At 62.1% G+C, this 20558-nt stretch carries 20 protein-coding genes; 9 read left to right on the forward strand and 11 right to left on the reverse strand.

Annotated elements, in window-relative coordinates:
- Positions 1-224: 224 nt before the first annotated feature.
- From M5G18_RS03200 to xopAW, 3 genes are all read left to right on the forward strand, one after another.
- Complete coding sequence (locus M5G18_RS03200) at positions 225-974, forward strand: response regulator (RefSeq protein ID WP_064384157.1); 750 nt, start codon at positions 225-227, stop codon at positions 972-974.
- Positions 974-2023, forward strand: a complete 1050-nt coding sequence (locus M5G18_RS03205) for a sensor histidine kinase (RefSeq protein ID WP_273899407.1) — start codon at positions 974-976, stop codon at positions 2021-2023. Before M5G18_RS03200 ends, M5G18_RS03205 begins: the two co-directional genes overlap by 1 nt.
- Before the next feature lie 110 nt (positions 2024-2133).
- On the forward strand, positions 2134-2991 hold the full coding sequence (gene xopAW / locus M5G18_RS03210) for a XopAW family type III secretion system calcium-binding effector (protein ID WP_273899405.1): 858 nt from the start codon (positions 2134-2136) through the stop codon (positions 2989-2991).
- 586 nt (positions 2992-3577) lie between these two features.
- Here xopAW and M5G18_RS03215 read toward each other — a convergent pair.
- The 9 genes from M5G18_RS03215 to M5G18_RS03255 all read right to left on the reverse strand — a co-directional run bounded on the left by M5G18_RS03215 (position 3578) and on the right by M5G18_RS03255 (position 11451).
- Positions 3578-4618, reverse strand: a complete 1041-nt coding sequence (locus M5G18_RS03215) for an AI-2E family transporter (RefSeq protein WP_007957818.1) — start codon at positions 4616-4618, stop codon at positions 3578-3580.
- Positions 4619-4688: 70 nt separating this feature from the next.
- Positions 4689-5495, reverse strand: a complete 807-nt coding sequence (locus tag M5G18_RS03220; protein ID WP_273899404.1) for a DUF4892 domain-containing protein — start codon at positions 5493-5495, stop codon at positions 4689-4691.
- A gap of 127 nt (positions 5496-5622) precedes the next feature.
- Positions 5623-6477, reverse strand: coding sequence for an alpha/beta hydrolase (locus M5G18_RS03225; protein WP_273899403.1), 855 nt, complete (start codon positions 6475-6477; stop codon positions 5623-5625).
- Positions 6474-7280, reverse strand: a complete 807-nt coding sequence (locus M5G18_RS03230) for an alpha/beta fold hydrolase (protein ID WP_085683559.1) — start codon at positions 7278-7280, stop codon at positions 6474-6476. Before M5G18_RS03230 ends, M5G18_RS03225 begins: the two co-directional genes overlap by 4 nt.
- A gap of 118 nt (positions 7281-7398) precedes the next feature.
- Positions 7399-7842, reverse strand: a complete 444-nt coding sequence (locus tag M5G18_RS03235) for a hotdog fold thioesterase (RefSeq protein WP_273899401.1) — start codon at positions 7840-7842, stop codon at positions 7399-7401.
- A gap of 31 nt (positions 7843-7873) precedes the next feature.
- Positions 7874-9529 (reverse strand): AMP-binding protein, encoded by a 1656-nt coding sequence (locus M5G18_RS03240; RefSeq protein WP_273899400.1) that lies wholly within the window; start codon positions 9527-9529, stop codon positions 7874-7876.
- Positions 9530-9610: 81 nt separating this feature from the next.
- Positions 9611-10063, reverse strand: a complete 453-nt coding sequence (sixA, locus tag M5G18_RS03245; protein WP_007957806.1) for a phosphohistidine phosphatase SixA — start codon at positions 10061-10063, stop codon at positions 9611-9613.
- A complete protein-coding gene (locus M5G18_RS03250) occupies positions 10060-10407 on the reverse strand; it encodes a DUF4389 domain-containing protein (RefSeq protein ID WP_273899397.1) in 348 nt (115 codons plus the stop codon). The genes sixA and M5G18_RS03250 overlap by 4 nt, the downstream gene beginning before the upstream one ends.
- Before the next feature lie 18 nt (positions 10408-10425).
- A complete protein-coding gene (locus tag M5G18_RS03255) occupies positions 10426-11451 on the reverse strand; it encodes an NAD(P)H-dependent glycerol-3-phosphate dehydrogenase (RefSeq protein ID WP_007957803.1) in 1026 nt (341 codons plus the stop codon).
- Between the two features lie 196 nt (positions 11452-11647).
- Between M5G18_RS03255 and M5G18_RS03260 the strand changes: the two genes are divergently transcribed.
- From M5G18_RS03260 to M5G18_RS03285, 6 genes are all read left to right on the forward strand, one after another.
- Positions 11648-13774, forward strand: a complete 2127-nt coding sequence (locus tag M5G18_RS03260) for a TonB-dependent receptor plug domain-containing protein (protein ID WP_273899396.1) — start codon at positions 11648-11650, stop codon at positions 13772-13774.
- Positions 13775-14707, forward strand: coding sequence for an ABC transporter substrate-binding protein (locus tag M5G18_RS03265; protein WP_273899395.1), 933 nt, complete (start codon positions 13775-13777; stop codon positions 14705-14707).
- Positions 14704-16605 carry an ATP-binding protein gene (locus M5G18_RS03270; protein WP_273899393.1) on the forward strand — a complete coding sequence of 634 codons (1902 nt, stop codon included), beginning with the start codon at positions 14704-14706 and terminating at the stop codon, positions 16603-16605. Before M5G18_RS03265 ends, M5G18_RS03270 begins: the two co-directional genes overlap by 4 nt.
- Positions 16606-16852: 247 nt before the next feature.
- Positions 16853-17368: a 3-hydroxyacyl-[acyl-carrier-protein] dehydratase FabA gene (fabA, locus tag M5G18_RS03275; RefSeq protein WP_003227150.1), complete on the forward strand. Its 516-nt coding sequence runs from the start codon at positions 16853-16855 to the stop codon at positions 17366-17368.
- A gap of 11 nt (positions 17369-17379) precedes the next feature.
- Positions 17380-18600: a beta-ketoacyl-ACP synthase I gene (gene fabB, locus M5G18_RS03280; RefSeq protein ID WP_007957797.1), complete on the forward strand. Its 1221-nt coding sequence runs from the start codon at positions 17380-17382 to the stop codon at positions 18598-18600.
- 276 nt (positions 18601-18876) lie between these two features.
- Positions 18877-19065 carry a hypothetical protein gene (locus M5G18_RS03285; protein WP_007957795.1) on the forward strand — a complete coding sequence of 63 codons (189 nt, stop codon included), beginning with the start codon at positions 18877-18879 and terminating at the stop codon, positions 19063-19065.
- 89 nt (positions 19066-19154) lie between these two features.
- On the opposite strand, the gene M5G18_RS03290 is transcribed toward M5G18_RS03285, so the two are convergent.
- Both M5G18_RS03290 and mazG read right to left on the reverse strand, forming a co-directional pair.
- Positions 19155-19697 carry a DUF2058 domain-containing protein gene (locus M5G18_RS03290; protein WP_007957793.1) on the reverse strand — a complete coding sequence of 181 codons (543 nt, stop codon included), beginning with the start codon at positions 19695-19697 and terminating at the stop codon, positions 19155-19157.
- A 26-nt stretch (positions 19698-19723) separates the two neighbouring features.
- A complete protein-coding gene (gene mazG, locus M5G18_RS03295; RefSeq protein ID WP_273899418.1) occupies positions 19724-20557 on the reverse strand; it encodes a nucleoside triphosphate pyrophosphohydrolase in 834 nt (277 codons plus the stop codon).
- Position 20558: the final 1 nt, after the last annotated feature.

Here is a 20558-nt window from a genome sequence, read left to right on the forward strand (position 1 = left end):
TCGGTAAATCGTCGCGCCAACCGTGATCAGCATAGCCTTGCAGGGTATTGTGTCGAACCCGATACACAACCGACACGCCGGCAACATGCGCCCGCGCTAGCCTCGCCAGCCGCAACAAGTCCTTACAGCAGCCCTTCCCGCCTCACGGCCGGACGCCTATGCTGAAACCACAACCTCGCAGCCTATCTTTGTGGTTGGCGGCCTACTGGCAGATGAACAGCCTCATGCACAACTCCCAAGTCTCCGTGAACGACGAGCAGAAAGACGACAAGCGCTGGAGCATCCGTGCCCTGATCGTCGACGATGACGTGCCGATCCGCGAACTGATGATCGACTACCTGGCCCGCTTCAACATTCACGCCAGCGGCGTCACCGACGGCGCGGCCATGCGTCAGGCGATGCAGGCTGAACATTTCGACGTGGTAGTGCTCGACCTGATGCTGCCCGGCGAAGACGGTCTGTCGCTGTGCCGCTGGCTGCGCGCTGAATCGGACATCCCGATCCTGATGCTCACCGCCCGCTGCGAACCCACCGACCGGATCATCGGCCTGGAACTGGGCGCCGATGATTACATGGCCAAACCGTTCGAGCCTCGGGAACTGGTGGCGCGGATCCAGACGATTCTGCGTCGGGTACGCGACGACCGCACCGAACAGCGTGCGAACATTCGCTTCGACAACTGGCGACTGAACAGCGTCCTGCGCCAGCTGATCGCCGACGATGGTCTGGTCGTGCCGCTGTCCAACGCCGAATTCCGCCTGCTCTGGGTGTTCATCGAACGTCCGCGCCGGGTGCTCAGCCGCGAACAGTTGCTGGACGCCGCCCGTGGTCGCTCGATCGAAGCCTTCGACCGCAGCATCGACCTGCTGGTCTCGCGCCTGCGGCAAAAACTCGGCGACGACCCGAAAGCCCCGCAACTGATCAAGACCGTGCGCGGTGAAGGCTACCTGTTCGACGCGCGAGACATCGGCTGATGCGGGCGCGCTTCGACACGCTGTTCGGCCGCCTGTTCGGCGTGCTGTTGGTGGCGATCGTCCTGGCGCACTTGCTGGCCTTCGCCTGGTTCCGCCTCTACGGCCCGCCGCCCCCACCTCCGCCGCCGGAGTTTTCGAAAAGCCTCGACGGCAAGCAGCCGGTCCAGGATCCGCGCTACCCGCCCCGTCCGCCGCGCCCCTGGTTCGGCGGGCCGATCGTGCCGCTGACCTTCCAGTTCATCTCGCTGATCATCGCTGCGTGGTACGGCGCCAAGCTGCTGACCCGGCCGATCCAGCGCCTGAGCGATGCAGCCGAACGCCTGAGCGAAGACCTCGACAGCCCGCCACTGGACGAAACCGGCCCCCGGGAAGCGCGACAGGCCGCACACACGTTCAACCTGATGCAACACCGCATCCGCGAACAGGTGCAGCAACGCGCGCGGATGCTCGGTGCCGTTTCCCACGACCTGCGCACCCCGCTGTCGCGGCTGAAACTGCGCCTGGAAAACATCAACGACGACAAGCTGCAAGGCCAGATGCGCCAGGATCTGGACGACATGATCGGCATGCTCGACGCCACCCTCACCTACCTGCACGAACAACGCACCAGCGAAGCCTTGCAGCTGATGGACGTGCAGGCGCTGGTCGAATCACTGTGCGAAAACGCCCAGGATCAAGGCGCCGACGTGCAGGTCAGCGGCCACTGCGCACCCTTGCAGGTACAACCAATGGCGCTGCGCTCGTGCATCAACAACCTGATGGACAACGCCCTTCGCTACGCCGGCCAAGCGCACATCGAACTGCAAGACCAGCGCGAACAACTGCTGATCCGCGTCATCGACCACGGCCCGGGCATCGCGGCGGACAAGCGTGAAGCCGTGTTCGAACCATTCTTCCGCCTCGAAGGCTCACGCAACCGCAACTCCGGCGGCGTCGGCCTGGGCATGACCATCGCCCGGGAAGCGGCGCAACGCCAGGGCGGACAACTGACCCTGGCAGAAACACCCGGCGGCGGCCTGACCGCCGTGATCCAGCTGCCTCGCCACTGACCCCGACTGTGTACCGGTCGGTACAAACCTCATATACCCACGACACCTTGCGCCTTGAGGCTGCATAAGCCGGTACACCCACCGGTTTTCCAGTCCAAGGAGTGAGCCCGATGATCGGTAGCGTCAGCAACTACACGAGCTATACCAGCACCAGCAGCACCTCCACTCAGAACGCTCGCAGCCAGCAACTGCAAAAGGAACTGTTCGCCAAACTCGACAGCAACGGCGACGGCGCGGTGGATCAGGACGAACTCGGCAGCGCCCTGTCACAAAAGTCCAACGACGGCCTGCTGGTCAGCCTGAGCAAACAATTCGGCGATCTGGACAGCGACGCCAGCGGCAGCCTCAGCGCCGAAGAAATGACCGCCATGGCCCCACCCCCACCGCCCCCAGGCGACCAGGCCCCCAACACCGAACTCGCCGACGCCCTGATCAGCGCCCTCGACGCCGACGGCGACGGCGCCATCAGCAGCGACGAACTGAGCAACGGCCTGACCAGCGCCGGCAGCACAGCCGACAGCAGCAAAATCTTCTCGGCCCTGGACAAAAACGAAGACGGCGTCGTCAGCCAGGACGAACTCGCCGCCAGCCTCACCCCACCGCCACCCCCACCGCCGCAAGCCTCCAGCGACGAACTCTTCAGCCAGCTCGATGCAGACGGCGACGGCACTGTGACCGCTACCGAACTGAACAGCGCGTTGCAGACCAGCGACAGCACCTCATCGAACAACACCGACACCGCCGCCGCCCTGCTCAAGGTGCTGGACAGCGACAGCAGCGGAGGCGTCAGCAGCGACGAACTGAAAGCTGCGCTGCATGCAGGTCGCGAACGCCCGGATGACGAACAAACTGCCAGCAATACTCAAACCACTACCGAAGCGTTGAACAGGATGATTGCGAATCTGAGCAAGCAGTACTCGCTCGAAAGCACCGCGTCGGTGGGCAAGTATTTGAATGTGGCGACTTGAGATTGGGTGAGGATTTGAGGGACGACTGAGGTTGGACGGGGTGAGTGGTTTGCTTTGACTTAGCGGTGTGCCATCAAAGCGCCCTCACCCTAGCCCTCTCCCGGAGGGAGAGGGAACCGACCGAGGTGTTTAAGCGGACTACACCGACGTGAAATACCGAAGTGAACTCAGGGTTTCAAACACATATACAACCCCACTCCTGATTTGGCTTTGGCTTCCCACCACTCAACACAATGAGCGTTAGCTCGAGTACCGCTTTTGACGTACCGGCCCCGTTGGAAGGCTGAGTGGAGGGATTTATCCGGGGGTGGGAGCGCAGCGACCGTGCGGCGAAGCCGCATGCATCGAGAGGAGGTGCAGCGAAGCAAACCGTAGACGATGCCCCCGGATGAATCCCGGAGCGAAGGGACGCCGAGCCACAGCGAGGCGCCGAACATTGGGGCAAGCCCTTTTGGTTCCTTTTGGGGCGTTTGCCAAAAGGGACTCGCCGTAAGGGCGAAACCGTCAGCGGCAGCACCCGAAGCAACGGATATTCACCCCAAACACCCAAAACCTGGTCGGCCCAAAGGCCGCCAAGTCAAAAGCCTCAAACCCGAGCCTGACTCTTACTCCAATCCGTCAACAAACTATAAGCAACCGCCAAAAGCGTAGGCCCAATAAACAACCCGATAAACCCAAACGCAATCAACCCGCCAAACACCCCAAGCAACACAATCACCAACGGCAGATTCCCGCCCCGGCTGATCAGATACGGCTTGAGCACGTTATCCACACCACTGATGATGAACGTCCCCCAGATCCCGAGAAACACCGCCATCCCGTACTCGCCCTTCCAGGCCAGCCAAGCCGTGGCCGGAATCCACACCAGCGGCGGCCCCATCGGAATCAGACTGAGCAGAAACGTCACGATCCCCAGCACCAGCGCCCCCGGCACCCCGGCGATCAGGAAACCGATCAGCGCCAGCACCGCTTGCGCCGCCGCTGTACCGATCACCCCGTTGACCACCCGCTGCACGGTACCGGCCACCAGATCGATGTAGTACCCGGCCCGGTCACCGATCAAGCGCTCCAGCAGACTGTGCACGAACGCCGCCAGCCGTGGCCCGTCACGGTAGAAAAAGAACACGAAGACAATGCTCAGGGTCAGCTCGAGAATCCCGCTGCCGATCTGCGCACTGCGCGCCAGCAACCAGTTGCCGACCTGCCCCAGATAAGGTTTGACCGTCACCATCAGGGCCGCGCCCTGCTGATCGATGCTGTTCCAGATCCCGACAAGCCGTTCGCCCACCACCGGCACGCCGCCCAGCCAGCTCGGCGCCTCGGGCAGTCCGTCGACCTGCACATCCTTGATGAACGCCGTGGCATCACGCACGTGATCGGCCAGGTTAAAACCGAGCCACACCAGCGGCCCCGCCACCAGCAACATCCAGCCCATGGTCAGCAATAGCGCCGCGAGGGATTCCCGGCCATTGAGCCAGCGGGTCAGCAAGCGCATCAGCGGCCAGCTGGCAAACGCCAGCACCGCGCCCCAGAACAGCGCCGACCAGAACGGCGCCATCACCCAGAAACTGGCACCAAACAGCACCAGCAACAGGATCTGCACCAGCAGACGATCATTATTGGGCATGTGAAATCTCGAAAAAAATCAGTCAGGCAAAGAGTAGGCGAACACGTCGAGCGTGTCCGCCAAAGACACCTTATCGCAACAGATCGATGCGCAGACCTTCGCCATCGACACTGCCGGTTTCCATTCGCGCGGCGCGCACGCCCTGCCCGATCAGCGCCTGCCGCCAGGCCTCGGCTTTCGGCCCGGACACCGTCACCCGCAAGGTGGTGTCGAGGTTCAGACCACGGGACAGCAGGCGCAGCCAGGTGTCATCCGGATCGCCGGTGAGCTTTGGAAAGTCCAGCTCGCCGGTGCTTTTCAGTTCCCGCAGCAGCGTGGCCGAGGTCGGCAGCAGGTCACCGAGCGGTGCCAGCGCTTCGAACTGTTCGACGTGCAGATAGGCTTTGCGATTGCCGCGAGTGATGCTGTACAGCGCCACCAGCGTGTTGTCGCGCGGGGCCGCGAGCCTCAGCAGCAGATAGGCCTGCTGCTCGTCGGCACCGTACAGTTTGGCATTACCGAACACCTCATTGGCCCACAGGCTGCTTTCGCCGCAATCCCGGGCCTGGCACCAGAACAACAGCTGGGCATCCTGCTTTTGCAGGGCTTCGCGAGCGAGGGTGAAGGCTTCGGTGGCGGAATGCTCCGGCGGCAACTCATAGGTCACCGAGGTGGTTTGCCCCCGGGCGCTGACCTGGCCGTCGAAACGCAACTGGCCGCTGATCTTGCGGATCGAGCCGAGCGGGTAGATCCGCTCCAGTTCCACAGCGGGGCGATAGTCGACGATCTGCGCATCGGCCACACGCGGCACGATCGGCAGGTCCTGACTGCCCGGCAGGTCGGCAGCGAATAGAAAGGGACTGAAACAGCACAGCGCCAACAGACTGATAGATCGCATGGACAGGCTCATCGCAGGGGCATGGCCTGGGTGCCTTTGGGGCAGTTCGAAGTCGCAGCGGTGTAGAAATCCATCTTGGTTGTCTCCCATTTCAACCTGCCCAGCCTCGACAGTTGCCGGGAGCAAGTCAAGGAATGGCGAAGAACCGATTGAAACAGTCTGCGACAAGGTCGGCCCCGGCCTCATCGTTCAGGTGCAGATGATGCCCGCCCGGCAGCTGTTCCCGGTCAAAGGGTAGACGCTCCAGCAGCTCCGGATGTTTGGCCAGCATGCCGTCAGCGGCGACCACCAATTGCGCGGGGCAGGCAATGCGCTGAACGAAAGCCATCGCCTGTTCCTGGGTCAGACGCAGCGGCGATGGCAGGGTCAGGCGATTGTCAGTGCGCCAGGTGTAGCCGCCGGGCACCGGCATCAGACCGCGCTGGGCCAGCAGTTCGGCGGCTTCGCGACTGACCGCCACCAGCCCTTTCATCCGCGCTTCGATGGCCCGGTCGAGGGTGTTGTAGACCGGTTTGCGCTTCTCCCGAAGATCGAGCTGCGCCTGCAGGGCCATGCCCATACGCTCGGCGGCGTTTTCGCCTTTGTCGGTAGGAGGAATCACCCCGTCGATCAACGCCAGATGGGTGATGCGTTCGGGCAACGATCCCGCGAGCACCAGCGACACGATCGCACCCATGGAATGCCCGAGCAGGCCGAAACGTTTCCAGCCCAGTTGTTCGGCGACCTGCAGCACGTCATGGGCGTAATCCCACAGTGCGTAACCGGCGCCGTGCGGGCGGTGCCCGGAGTGCCCGTGACCGGCCATGTCCAGCGCCACGATGCGCAGGCCTTTGAGCTTCGGCGCCAGGCGCGCGAAGCTGTTGGCGTTGTCCAGCCAGCCGTGCAGGGCGATCACCGGCAACCCGTCTTCCGGGCCGAACAGGTGCGCCGCCAGTTCGATATGCGGCAGGCTCAGGCGCACTTCTTCGACGACGGGGTTCATGCGCAATCCTTGTCTTGCCGGCGCTCCCAGCGATCGAACAGGTTTTTCAGTAATTGCGCGGTGTCCTGCGGACGCTCAAGCGGAAACATATGGCCGCCAGGCACGGTCAGCGACTCGCCCTGAGGCAGGCGCCCGACGAAGCGGGTGTGATGGTTCATCACCACGCGGCTCTTGTGCCCACGCACCACCGCCAGCGGCACTTTCAATTGCCGGGTATGCGCAGGACTGGTGTGCGGCACGCCGCGATAGATGCTGATCTCGGTCGCAGGATCGAAGCGCAGGCGCAACTTGTCGCCGACCTTGTGCAGACCGTGCTGCAAGTAGGCATCGAAACATTCCGGATCAAAGCTGCGGAACAGGGTTTTGCCGGCGAAATAACCACGGGCACTGTCCAGATCGGCAAACTCTTCGCGGCGCCCCAGCGTGCGGCCGGCCGGCGTCAGTTTGTCGATGAAACCAAAACGCTTGGCAGCGCGGATCACCCATTGATCGGTGCGGGTCAGCACTGGCGAGTCGAGCATCACCACGCCCCGATACAACTCAGGGCAACGCAGTGCGGCGTGCAAATGCAGCATGCCGCCGAAGGAATGGCCAACACCCCACACCGGCTCATCTTGCTGTTGCAGGTGATGGATGAGTTCGTCGACCAGGTGGTACCAGTTGTCACCCGCCGGGAAACGCGGGTCATGGGCGTGTTGTTCCAGATGCGCGACCCGGTACTCGGGCGCCAGCGCCGCGAACAGTTTGCCGTAGGTGCCCGAAGGGAAACCGTTGGCGTGGGCGAAGAAGATCGGTTGCGACATACCGGCAAATCCATGAGCGGAAAACAGGCGTTGATTGTCCGTAAGACCGCGTCTCACAGCAATGACCGTAACTGCCAGGAATGATGACAGTCCGGTCAGGGCTATGACGCTTCGGCCATCAACGCGGCGGCGGTTGCTCTCCCAGCGGCACCACCGCCATGGTCAGGCGCGACACACAACTGGCCTTGCCTTCATCGCTGGTCAGGCGAATGTCCCAGACGTGGGTGGTGCGGCCGATGTGGATCGGTTTGGCCACCGCCGTCACCCGTCCGCTGCGCAGGCCGCGCAAGTGGTTGGCGTTGATTTCCAGGCCCACGCAATAGAACTTGCTGGCGTCGATGCACAGGTAACTGGCCATCGAGCCAACCGTCTCGGCCAGCACCACCGAGGCGCCGCCGTGCAGCAGGCCATAAGGCTGATGGGTGCGATGGTCGATGACCATGCTGGCCGTCAGCGATTCCTCATCGAAGGCTTCGAAGCGAATGTCCAGCACTTCGCCGATGGTGTTTTTCTGGATTGCGTTCAACTGCTCGATGTTCGGAGTGGTGCGCCACAAGGTCATCGCAGGCTTCCTTTGTTGTTTTGATCGACGCTCAATCCTGCCACAGCACCGCCTCGCTGCGCTCGCTCCATTCTTCGAAACGTGCCCCGTAGGTGTCTTCGATGATGTTGCGTTTGATTTTCAGGGTCGGCGTAAGAAACCCGTTCTCCACCGCCCAGCTGTCCTTGACCACCACCAGCCGGCGCAGGCGCTCGTGCTTGTCGAGCACCGCGTTGACCTCCTCCAGCAGCTTTTCCAGGCTCGAATGCAGCGGCGCGCGGGCCTCTTCCCGGCCCACGGCTGACAGTACGCACAACCCCAGCGGCGCACTCAGTCCATCGCCGACCACGCAGACCTGCTCGATCCGCGAATGCACCGCCAGCCGATTTTCGATCGGCGCCGGGGCGACGTACTTGCCCTTGCTGGTCTTGAAGATTTCCTTGAGCCGCCCGGTCAGGCGCAAACGCCCTTCCGCGTCCTGCTCGCCCTTGTCGCCGGTGCGCAGGAAACCGTCTTCGGTGAGAGTCTCGGCGGTTTTCTGCGGCTCCTTGAAATAGCCGAGCATGTTCGCCTGGCTGCGCACCTGCACTTCGCCGGATTCATCGATGCGCACTTCCACGTCGGGGCATGGCCGGCCGATCCAGCCTTCCTTGTACTGCCCCGGCAGGCAGATGTGCGAATACCCGCAGCTTTCGGTCATGCCGTAGACCTCCAGGACGTCGAGCCCGAGTTTCTGATACCAGCGCAACAGGGTCAGCGGCACCGGCGCCGCACCGGACAAAGCCACGCGCAAGGCATCCAGCCCCAACCCGGCCAACACCTTGTGGCCGATCCGCTTGCCGATCAAGGGCAGACCGAGGAGGAAATCCAGACGTTTCGCCGGGATCTTGCCGTAGACGCCCATCTGGAACTTGGTCCAGATCCTCGGCACACCAAACATCGCCGTCGGCCGCGCCCGCTTGAGATCGGCGAGGAAGGTGTCGAGGCTCTCGGCGAAAAACACCGTCTGCCCGGTATAGATCGACGCCAGTTCGACGAACATCCGCTCGGCCACATGACACAGCGGCAGATACGACAGCAGCCGGTCGTTCTCATTGAGACCGAACAGCTGTGTGCCGCGCGTCGTCGCGAACCCGAGATTGGCGAAGCTGTGCATTACGCCCTTGGGCAGGCCGGTGGTGCCGGAGGTGTAAATGATGGTCGCCAGTTGCTCGGCGGCGGGACGCGGATCGTCCTGGATCGGCGAGCTGCGCTGCACGTCGTCCCAATTGAAATCGAACGTGCCCGGTGGATGCAGCGGCAGGCTGACGGTGGTCAGGCCCGCCGGTACGCCTGGCGACATGCCCGGCCAGTCATCGAGTTTGCCGATGAACGCCAGCACGCTCTCCGAGTGGGTGAGCACCTGATTCACAGATTCGGCAGTGAGATTCGGATAGAGCGGCACCGAGACATGCCCGGCCATCCAGATCGCCAGGTCGGCGATGATCCAGTGCGCGCAGTTTTTCGAGATCAGGGCGATGTGGCTGCCTTGCGGCAACTCCCGGGAGCGCAGCCAGTGCGCGGCGCAGCGGGCCTGATGGCCGACGTCGGCCCAGGTCAGTGTCTCGACCTGCCCGCCGCCGATCGGCTGCACCAGAAAACGCTGACGCGGGTGCCGGGCCTCGCGTTCGTAAAACACGTCCAGCGGCAAACGGAAGGCGGAAGACATTCGACTCGCTCCTGTTTTTTGGTCTGGAGCAAGCGTAGTCAACCAAGCAAGTGCTTGGTTGACTATTTCGTACAAAAAATTTCAGGGATGTTTAAGGCTGTTGAGCGTCATCGAACCGATCAGCAATTCGCTGTGTTCAAGCTCGGCCAGCCCGGCGGTGCTGACTTTTTCCGGCGGGTAGCCCGCGCCGTGTTGCAGGTAGCTGAGCAGATTGCCCACCAGCGGATTGTGGCTGACCAGCAGCACGTTGCTCACCGACACCAGTTGCTCGGCCACGCGGTCCGGGTCAACTTCCGGGGTCAGCCACTCGACCGTACGTATCTCCGGCTCGAAGCCGAGAGCTTCGCGCACCAGTTGCGCCGTCTGCTGCGCCCGCAGGTACGGGCTGGCGTAGATGGCGGTCAGCGGCTGACCCATCAAACGGGCTGCGCTGCTCAACACTTCCTTGCGACCGTGGGCGGTCAGTTCTCGCTCGGAGTCGGGGCGCGAGCCGTAGGGCTCGGCCTCACCGTGACGCAATACCCAGAGTTTCATAGCTTGGGTTCCTCATCCCGGGCCGGATGCGGTGCCGGCGCGACAACGTGTGGCGCTTCACCTTCCGGAGTACGCGGCGTCGGCCAGTCGGCGAACGGCCAGGGTTTCTGGTCGCTGTGGAAGCTGCCGAAACGACCGATCTGCGCCAGAAACTGGCTCAGGCTGTCGCCGAAATTCATCAGGCTGGCGCTCGGGGCGCCATAGATCAAACGATAGATCAACTGCACCAGCACCGCCGCGCCGAGGATGAACTGCGCTACCTGCCAGACCAGCACGTAGACGATCATCCACAACACCCGCAGGAGGATGGATTCATATTTGGCTTCGGTTTTCGGATCGTTCATGCCCTGCTCCCTGCTGAATCAGTTGAAACCACTGGTGGAAATAAAGTCGACGTCGGTTTTCGGCTCGCCTCTCATCAGAAGACCGATTACCTGCTCAAGCGTGCGCCCTTCGAACAGGATCGCATGCAATCCGGCGACCAGCGGCATGTACACGCCGACGTCCTGGGACTTGGCCTTGAGCACTTTCAGGGTGTTGACCCCTTCGGCCACTTCACCGAGGCGCGACACCGCTTCGTCGAGGCTCAAGCCCTGGCCGAGGGCAAAACCGACCTGGTAGTTGCGGCTTTTCGGCGACGAGCAGGTAACGATCAGGTCGCCGACCCCGGCCAGACCGAGGAAGGTCATGGGGTTCGCCCCCTGATTCACCGCAAACCGGGTCATCTCGGCCAGGGCGCGGGTGATCAGCATGCTCTTGGTGTTCTCGCCCATCTCCAGCGCCACCGCCATGCCGGCGATGATCGCGTAGACGTTTTTCAGAGCGCCGCCCAGTTCAACGCCGAATCGGTCGGCGCTGGCGTAGACGCGGAAAGTGCGGCCATGCAATGCGGCCTGCACGGCTTTGCAGAGTTCTTCGTCTTCGCTGGCGACCACGGTGGCGGTCAGCGCGTGCTCGGCGATTTCCCGCGCAAGGTTCGGCCCGGACAGCACGCCGATGCGCGCCTGCGGGGCGATCTCTTCGAGAATCTGGCTCATCAGTTTGAATGTGTGGGCTTCGATGCCCTTGGTCAGGCTGACCAGCATCTTGCCGCTCAGGCGTTCGGCGTGCGCCGCCAACACCGTGCGCAGCGCGCTGGACGGCAACGCGACGAAACACAAATCGCAGGCGTCGAGGGTTTCCTGCAGGTCGGTGACCGCAGTCACGCCCGGCAGAATCTTGATGCCTTTGAGGTAACGCGGGTTCTCGCGATTGACCCGGATGGCCTCGGCCTGCTCGGGGTCACGCATCCACTGCCGGACTTGATGGCCGTTCTCGGCCAACAGATTGGCCACGGCGGTACCGAAACTTCCGCCTCCCAGGACCGCAATCGGGCGCTGTTCAGTCATATGTAATCCGTTAATCCATACCAGTGGCGATGCCGGCATTATACGGAGCGTCCCCTTCTCGGACAGCCCCGGCGTCAATTACCCGCACTTGTAGGAAGAAGACCAATAAAACCGAGGAAAATGCCTGCAACGTGACTGGAAAAGTCGTCGACCTCGGTTAACATGCGCGCCAATTCTTTGCTATCAAGGCTGCGTCGTGTTTTCTGGCCCCCCTTCCCCGCGTTCGTCCCTGCTGCTGCTGGCGCTGCTGTTCAGCCCGGTGCTGCTGGCGGACGACCTGTTTGTCGACAGTGAGGCCTTGCCGCAGATCCTGACCGCCACGCGGCTGAAACAGTCGCCGGCGGAAGTCCCCGGCAGCATGACCGTGCTCGACAGCGAACTGATCAGCGCCAGCGGCGCCCGGGACATCAGCGAACTGCTGCGTCTGGTGCCGGGGATGATGGTCGGCAACATCAGCGGCAATCAGGCTGTGGTGAACTATCACGGAACCAACGCCACTGAAGCCCGACGCATGCAGGTGCTGATCGACGGCCGCTCGGTGTACCGCGCCGGGCTCGCGACCGTGGACTGGAGCGACATCCCGGTGGCCATGGAAGACATCGAGCGCATCGAAGTCTTTCGCGGCCCGAACACCGTCAGCTACGGCGCCAACGCGCTGATGGCGGTGGTCAACATCATCACCCGCAACCCGGCGGACAGCCACGGCACACGACTGAAGCTGACGCGCGGCCAACGCGGCATCAACGACTTCTATGCCAGCCAGAGCACCGGCTGGAATGGCGGCGACCTGCGTCTGTCGTTGTCCGGCCAGGAAGACGACGGCTTCGACAGCGACCGCACCGGCGCCGATTACCGCGACAGCCGCCGCTTGAACCGCTTTAGCCTCGCCGTCAGCCAGACCCTGAGCGACAACCAGAGCCTGGACTGGCAGATCAACGCCAAGGACGGGACCAATCAACGGCCTTATACCTACCGACCGGTGTTCTCCGGGATTACCGCTGCCGGGAACAATTCCGACGTGGTTGCCAAGGACTACGCCGGTTCGGTGCGCTGGAATCTGGATCTCAATCCCGATCACAGCCTTTATGTGCAAGGCTCGGCACAACACTGGGATCGTCAACAGACCTGGCGCGCCTGTGACGCCGAAGTGTCGTTCAGCCCGCAGCTCACAGAGCTGTGGCAACTCAACCCGAACTACACCGAACGCCTGGCGCGCAACATGACCCTGTTCACCGGCCCCGGCGCCCCCGCCGGCACGCCGCAGGAAATGACCCTGGCCAATCAAGTGCTGGACCAGTGGCGCAACGGCGCGCGCCAGACTTTGTGCGGCGACATTGACCAGAGTGCCCGGGAATCGCGATACGACCTGGAATTGCAGGACACCCTCAGCCTGTCCGATAGCCTGCGTCTTGTCAGCGGCCTGAACTATCGTTACGACCGGGCCGATTCCGAGACCTATTTCAACGGCACGCTCGACGACACCACCTGGCGCGCTTTCGGCCAACTCGAATGGCGCGCCAGCGAACACTGGCTGTTGCAGGGCGGCGCCATGTTCGAAAACACGCAATTGATCGGCAGCTCGCTGACGCCCCGGTTTGCGGTCAACTACCTGTTCAACCCGCGCCACAGCCTGCGCGCGGTGTATTCGGAAGCCATCCGTTCACCGGACATGTTCGAGAACAACGTCAACTGGAGTTATCAGGTGACCAACCTGCGGCCCGCCGCCTATGGCCAGTCTTCGGCCCGCTACTTCGTCAAGACCCGGGGCCCCGGCGATCTGGACCAGGAGCACATGCGCTCGCGGGAACTGGGCTACAACGGCTATTTCCCGGAGTGGGGCCTGGCGCTGGACGTGAAGCTGTTCTACGACGAAATCACCGGGATGATCAGCGAGCCGCTGCGCAACAATCAGTACATCGCCAGCAACGCCAACGATTCGCGCTTTCGCGGCACCGAAACGCAACTGGACTGGCGCCTGAGTGCGGCCGACCGCCTGCGCCTGACGTACGCCTTCGTCGACGCCGAGGCGAGCAATCCGCTGGATCAGCAATTCACCGCACGCAACAGCGGCTCGGCCGGCTGGCTGCGCGATTGGGGCCACGGCTGGAACAGCGCCCTCTTCTATTACGGTGACAACGCGCTCAACGGTTACCGCTTCGAGCGGGTCGACACGCGCATCGCCAAACGCATCGCTCTGGGCAAGGCCCAACTGCAACTGGCCGGCGTGCTGCAACAGCGCCTCGACCATGAGCCGACCACCTTCGTCGACAACAATTACGACGAACGCCGCGTGGTGTATTTCAGCGCCGAGCTGGAGTTCTAGATGCGTTACGCCATGTCACGGAAGATGCCAACACTCGGCCAATGGCTGGCCGGGCTTTGTCTGTTCCTGACAGCGTGGCTGCATGGCGTGGCGGTGCAGGCGGCCGACATTTTGCTGACCGGCGCCGAGGAAAGCCCCGGCGTGCAGTCCTTCGTTCAGGCCCTGAGCGAACTGCGCCCGACCGACCGCGTGCATTTCCAGCCGCTGGCCAGTTTGCCGGCGCCGGGCAAGTTGCCGTCGAGCCTGCGCCTGATCCTGCTGGATCTGCCGAGCCTCGACTGGCGCATGCAGGAAAGCCAGGGCCCGGCGACGCTGGTCCTGCGCATCAGCCGCCTGCAAGCCCGGCAACGCTTCGGCGACACGCAACCACCGCACTTGAGCCTGCTGTGGGCCGATCCGCCGCTGAGCCGTCAGTTGCAACTGATCCGCCGGATCCTGCCCCAGGCCGGGCGAGTCGGCGTGCTGTTCGATCAGCACAGCGAGTTCCTGCTCAAGGAACTGCAATCGGCCGCCCAGCCGCTGAATCTGCAAATCGTCCCGCAACGCTGGGACAACACCCACGACAGCCGCCCCTTGCAGACCGTGCTGAAAAGCAGCGACGTGCTGCTGGGCCTCGACGACCCTGACCTGTACAACCCGAAAACCGCGAAGAACCTGTTGCTCAGCAGTTACTCTCGGCAACTGGCGTTGGTCGGGCCGAATGTCTCGTTCGTTCGCGCCGGCAGCCTGGCCAGCACCTACAGCGATCAGAACGACTGGCTGGCCGTCCTCGACGAGTTGCTGGACCGGCCACCGTCCACCTGGCCGCGCACGCTCTACCCCGGGCGTTTTAAAGTCTCAAGTAATGCGCAGGTGGCTCGTTCCTTAGGGATAGAACCGATGAATGAAGCGTCTGTCGCCGCAGAGCTGGCCGAAGGAGAGCGCCGCCCATGATTTTCCGCCGTTGGGACATCAACACCCGCACCCAGTTGATCAGCCTGGGCCCTGCGCTGTTGCTGACCTTGCTGCTGATCAGCTTTTTCACCTTCGTGCGCATTCAGGATTTGCGTCAGGAGCTGAACCACACCGGCCAGTTGATCGCCAACCAACTCGCACCGGCCACCGAATACGGGGTGATTTCCGGCAACAACGAAGTGCTGGAAAGCCTGCTCAAGGCCACGCTGGCCACGCCGAACGTACGGTTTCTGGAAGTGCAGGACAGCGCCAACCGGATTCTGGCCTACGTCGAACAGCCGGCGGATGCGCACAATCGTCCGCATCAGGTCGAGGTGTTCCAGGCGCCGGTGCGGCTGCAACGCATCGCCCTGCACAACGATTTCTTTCAGGACGGCAAAAGCAGCCCCGGCGTGGCCAGCGAGGATTATCTGGGGCGGGTGATCGTCGGTCTGTCCAACGACGCCTTCAGTCAGCGCCAACAGGAAATTTTGCTGAAGGCCGGGATTCTGGCGTTGTTCGCCCTGCTCTTCACGTTTGTGCTGGCGCGGCGACTGGCCGGCAGCCTGTCGCAACCGATTCGCGACATCGGCAATGCGGTCAAGGCGATTCAGGACGGCGACTACAAGACCCCGCTGCCGATTGTCGATGACACCGAGTTGGGCGCCCTGTCCCAGCACATCAACAACCTGGCCCAGGCGCTGGAGCAGGCCAGCCGCGAACAGCATCAGGCGATGGCGCAACTGATCCAGACCCGCGAAGAGGCCGAGAAAGCCAACAACGCCAAATCGGATTTCCTGGCGATGATGAGCCATGAACTGCGTACGCCGATGAACGGCGTGCTGGGCATGCTGCAATTGCTCGAAACCACCGACATGACCGAGGAGCAGGTCGAATACGCAGCGCTGGCTTCCGAGTCCACCGAGCATTTGCTCAAGGTGATCAACGACATTCTGGATTTCTCGCGAATCGAGCGTTCGGAACTGGAGCTGGAGCACATTCCGTTCAACCTCGCCGAAGTGATCGGTGCCTGCGCCCAGTCGTTCCAGCACAGCGCGGCGCAACGCGGGCTGGCCCTGCAACTGCGGATCCCCGAAGACATGCGCGACTTGCAGGTACAGGGCGATCCGACGCGGATCCGGCAGATTCTGGTCAACCTGGTCGGCAATGCGCTGAAGTTCACCGAACAGGGGCGCGTCAGCATCGAGGCGCAGTGGCAGTCGCTGGATCACGAATTGCTGTGGTTCACCTGCGCAGTGCGTGACAGCGGCATCGGTATTTCCTCGGAGAGCCTTGAGCTGATGTTCAACGCGTTCCAGCAGGCCGACAGTTCGATTTCCCGACGTTATGGCGGCACCGGCCTGGGCCTGCCGATTGCCCGCACCCTCGCCGAGCGCATGGGCGGCACCTTGCGCGCTCAGAGCGAAGAAGGTCGCGGATCGGTCTTCACCCTGGAAATTCCTCTAGCCTTATATAAGCAGGCTCTGCCCGCGCTGGCAGCACCGCGCACGCTGAACGGCGACGGTCACGGCGAAGGACGCAATGTGCTGCTGGTCGAAGACAACCCGGTCAACCAGACGGTGATCGAAGCCATGTTGCGCAGTCTGGGCTTTACTGTCAGCGTCGCCACCGATGGCGTGCAGGCGGTACGCAGCGCCGGGGACAGCCGTTTCGAAGCGATCCTGATGGATTGCCGCCTGCCGCTCATTGACGGATACGAGGCGACCCGACAGATCCGCCGCCTGCCCGGGTGCGGCCATGTGCCGATCATCGCCCTGACCGCCAATGCATTGCAGGGCGACCGCGAAAACTGCCTGTCGGCGGGCATGAACGATTACCTGGCCAAGCCATTCAAACGCAATGATCTGCAGCAGATTCTGCAGCGCTGGGTGCAGTAACGGGGCCCTTTCGAGCATCTGCGACTGGCGTGAAAAGCGAAAGTGCGGCAGTCTTAGGCACCCGAACGGGCCTCAAAAGGGGCTTGAATAAAAATTTCAGTGCACAAGTGTACATTCATGTCCTTGGTGCTGTGACTTTCACCACAACGCAATAGTCTATGAGTAGGCTGCCGGTACGAGGCATGAACGCGTCGATCGGCCGGGAAGATTTGCCCCACCTGCCGCATGGGATTATTGAGGAGCTCGCATGACCAAACAAAACGCCTTTACTCGGGAAGACCTGCTGCGCTGCAGTCGCGGTGAGCTGTTCGGCCCAGGTAACGCGCAACTGCCCGCCCCGAACATGCTGATGGTGGATCGCATCACCCTGATCAGCGAAGAAGGCGGCAAGTACGGCAAAGGTGAATTGGTCGCCGAGCTGGATATCAACCCTGACCTGTGGTTCTTCGCGTGCCACTTCGAAGGCGATCCGGTGATGCCGGGCTGCCTGGGTCTGGACGCCATGTGGCAACTGGTCGGTTTCTTCCTGGGCTGGCAAGGCCTGCCGGGCCGTGGCCGTGCGCTGGGTTCGGGCGAAGTAAAATTCTTCGGCCAGGTCCTGCCGACCGCCAAGAAAGTCACCTACAACATTCATATCAAGCGCGTCCTCAAGGGCAAGCTGAACCTGGCCATTGCCGACGGTTCGGTGACTGTCGACGGTCGCGAAATCTACACCGCCGAAGGCCTTCGCGTCGGCGTGTTCACCTCCACTGACAACTTCTAAGGGTTATTCGCATGCGCCGCGTCGTTATCACTGGTCTGGGCATCGTTTCGTGCCTGGGCAATGACAAAGAGACCGTCTCCGCTAACCTGCGTGCAAGCCGCCCTGGCATCCGGTTCAACCCGGAATATGCCGAAATGGGTCTGCGTAGCCAGGTTTCCGGCTCCATCGACCTCAACCTTGAAGAGCTGATCGATCGCAAGATCTATCGCTTCGTCGGCCACGCAGCGGCTTACGCCTACCTGGCCATGAAAGACGCCATCGCTGACTCCGGTCTGACCGAAGAGCAGGTGTCCAACCCGCGTACCGGCCTGATCGCAGGTTCCGGCGGCGCGTCGACCCTGAACCAGATGGAAGCGCTGGACATCCTGCGCGAGAAAGGCGTCAAGCGCGTCGGCCCATACCGTGTAACGCGGACCATGAGCAGCACCGTTTCGGCTTGCCTGGCCACACCGTTCAAGATCAAGGGCCTGAACTACTCCATCGCTTCTGCCTGCGCCACCAGTGCTCACTGCATCGGTACCGCCATGGAACAGATCCAGATGGGCAAGCAGGACATCGTTTTCGCCGGTGGCGGTGAAGAGGAGCACTGGAGCCAGTCGTTCCTGTTCGACGCAATGGGCGCCCTGTCCAGCAAGCGCAACGACACCCCTGAGCAAGCCTCCCGCGCCTACGACGCTGACCGTGACGGTTTCGTCATCGCCGGCGGTGGCGGCATGGTCGTGGTCGAGGAGCTGGAACACGCTCTGGCCCGTGGCGCGAAGATCTACGCGGAAATCGTTGGCTACGGAGCGACCTCCGACGGCTACGACATGGTGGCTCCAAGCGGCGAAGGCGCAATCCGCTGCATGCAGCAGGCGCTGTCCACCGTCGACACCCCGATCGACTACCTGAACACCCACGGCACTTCGACTCCGGTCGGCGACGTCGCGGAAATGAAAGGTGTGCGTGAAGTGTTCGGCGACAAGGCCCCGGCCATCAGCTCCACCAAGAGCCTGTCGGGTCACTCCCTGGGCGCCGCCGGTGTTCACGAAGCGATCTACTGCATGCTGATGATGGAAGGCAACTTCATCGCCGGTTCCGCCAACATCGACGAACTGGACCCTGAAGTGGCCGATCTGCCGGTGCTGACCAAGACCCGCGAGAACGCCACCATCAACACCGTGATGAGCAACAGCTTCGGCTTCGGTGGCACCAACGCCACCCTCGTGCTGAAGCGCTGGGAAGGCAAGTAATTCCCTTGCGCTGAGCCGCACATGAAAACGCCCCGACTGGTTCGGGGCGTTTTTTTTCGCCTGGAGAAAAGCATTTTCAGCGGCGCCAAGATGAAACGTTTGTCATGCAACTTACCGCCCTGCGACTGAATGTCGCGGATTCAAAGGGCTCCAGCGCTGTTGCAGATTTCGCAAGAATACATTGCACAAATCGGGCGTTTACTTAGCAGGCTAACAAAATCTATAACAGAGGCCTGCACACGCCTTGCTGCAGATAACAGAGATTGGAGCTAGCAGATGACTGTAAAAGTAACTGAACGCGACGATTCACACATGTCCCATGAAGGCGTAGCCGCCGGCGTACGGATCTGGGATGTGCATCAACAAGACTTGCTGGTCGGCATGTTCCACAACGAGATCGACGCCCACAACTACAAGGCCGAACTGGAACTGCAAGAACGCCAGCGGGATCTGAAATCCGCCTGAATCAAAACCACAGCATTGAAAACGACAAACCCCGCCATGAGCGGGGTTTGTCGTTTATCCCAGGGCCACTTTGCGGTCCGGTGAAATCTTTACCACATCAGATCATCAGGGATCACATAGGCCGCGTACGGATCGTCCTCGGCATTGACCTCTTCGACCTTCTCGTTGAGCTGCACGATGCGCTGCGGATCGCGCTCCTGAATCTTCAGGGCCGCCTCACGCGGAATCACTTCATAGCCGCCGGCGTGGTGCACGATCGCCAGCGAACCGCTGCTGAGCTTGTTGCGCATCAGCGTGTTGACGGAGATGCGCTTGACCTTCTTGTCGTCGACGAAGTTGTAGTAGTCCTCGGTGGTCAGCTTCGGCAGACGCGAGACTTCGATCAACTGCTTGACCTGCGCGGCGCGGGCCTTGGCTTCCGCCTTCTCCTGCTGCTGACGGTTCAGTTCCTGGTCGCGCTTGACCTTCTCGGCCTGGGCTTCCTGGGCAGCACGCTGCTGGGAGTCGTCCAGTTCGATCTGGCCTTTGTGGGCCAGGCGCTGTTGTTTCTGTTTGTCTTTGCTGACCTGCTTGGCCTGCTTTTGGTTGACCAGCCCTGCTTTGAGCAACTGGTCGCGAAGGGAAAGGCTCATTGATGCTTACTCACTTAGGCAACGGCTCAGCCGCAGCTGGGCAAATTCTTTTCCTGACGTTTGGCTTCGCCCCACAGGGCGTCCAACTCTTCGAGGGTGCAATCTTCTATGGGTCGGTGGGTGTCGCGCAATGCCTGTTCGATAAAACGGAAACGTCGTTCGAACTTGCCGTTGGCGCCACGCAACGCGGTTTCCGGATCGACCTTCAGATGCCGGGCCAGATTGACCACGGAAAACAGCAGATCGCCGATCTCGTCAGCCACCGCTTCCGGGTCATTTTCGGACATGGCTTCGAGCACTTCATCGAGTTCTTCCCGGACCTTGTCCAGCACCGGCAAGGCATCCGGCCAGTCGAAACCGACCTGCCCGGCGCGCTTCTGCAACTTGGCCGAGCGGGACAACGCCGGCAACGCAGCCGGCACATCGTCGAGCAGTGACAGTTGCTGCGGCTCGGCGGATTTCTCGGCGCGTTCCTCGGCCTTGATCTCCTCCCAGCGCTGCTTGACCTGCTCTTCGTTCAGACGCGGCACATCCAGCGGCGCATACAGATCGCCGGTGGGAAACACGTGCGGATGGCGACGGATCAGCTTGCGGGTAATGCTGTCGACCACCCCGGCGAATTCGAACCGCCCCTCCTCCCGTGCCAGCTGGCTGTAATACACCACCTGAAACAGCAGATCGCCCAACTCGCCCTGCAAGTGGTCGAAGTCGCCGCGCTCGATGGCGTCGGCGACTTCGTAGGCCTCTTCAAGGGTGTGCGGAACGATGGTCGCGTAAGTCTGCTTGATGTCCCACGGGCAACCGTACTGCGGATCGCGCAGACGGTTCATCAGGTGCAGCAGGTCTTCAAGGCTGTAGATC

Source organism: Pseudomonas aphyarum (assembly GCF_028657055.1).
GTDB classification, from domain to species: Bacteria; Pseudomonadota; Gammaproteobacteria; order Pseudomonadales; family Pseudomonadaceae; genus Aquipseudomonas; species Aquipseudomonas aphyarum.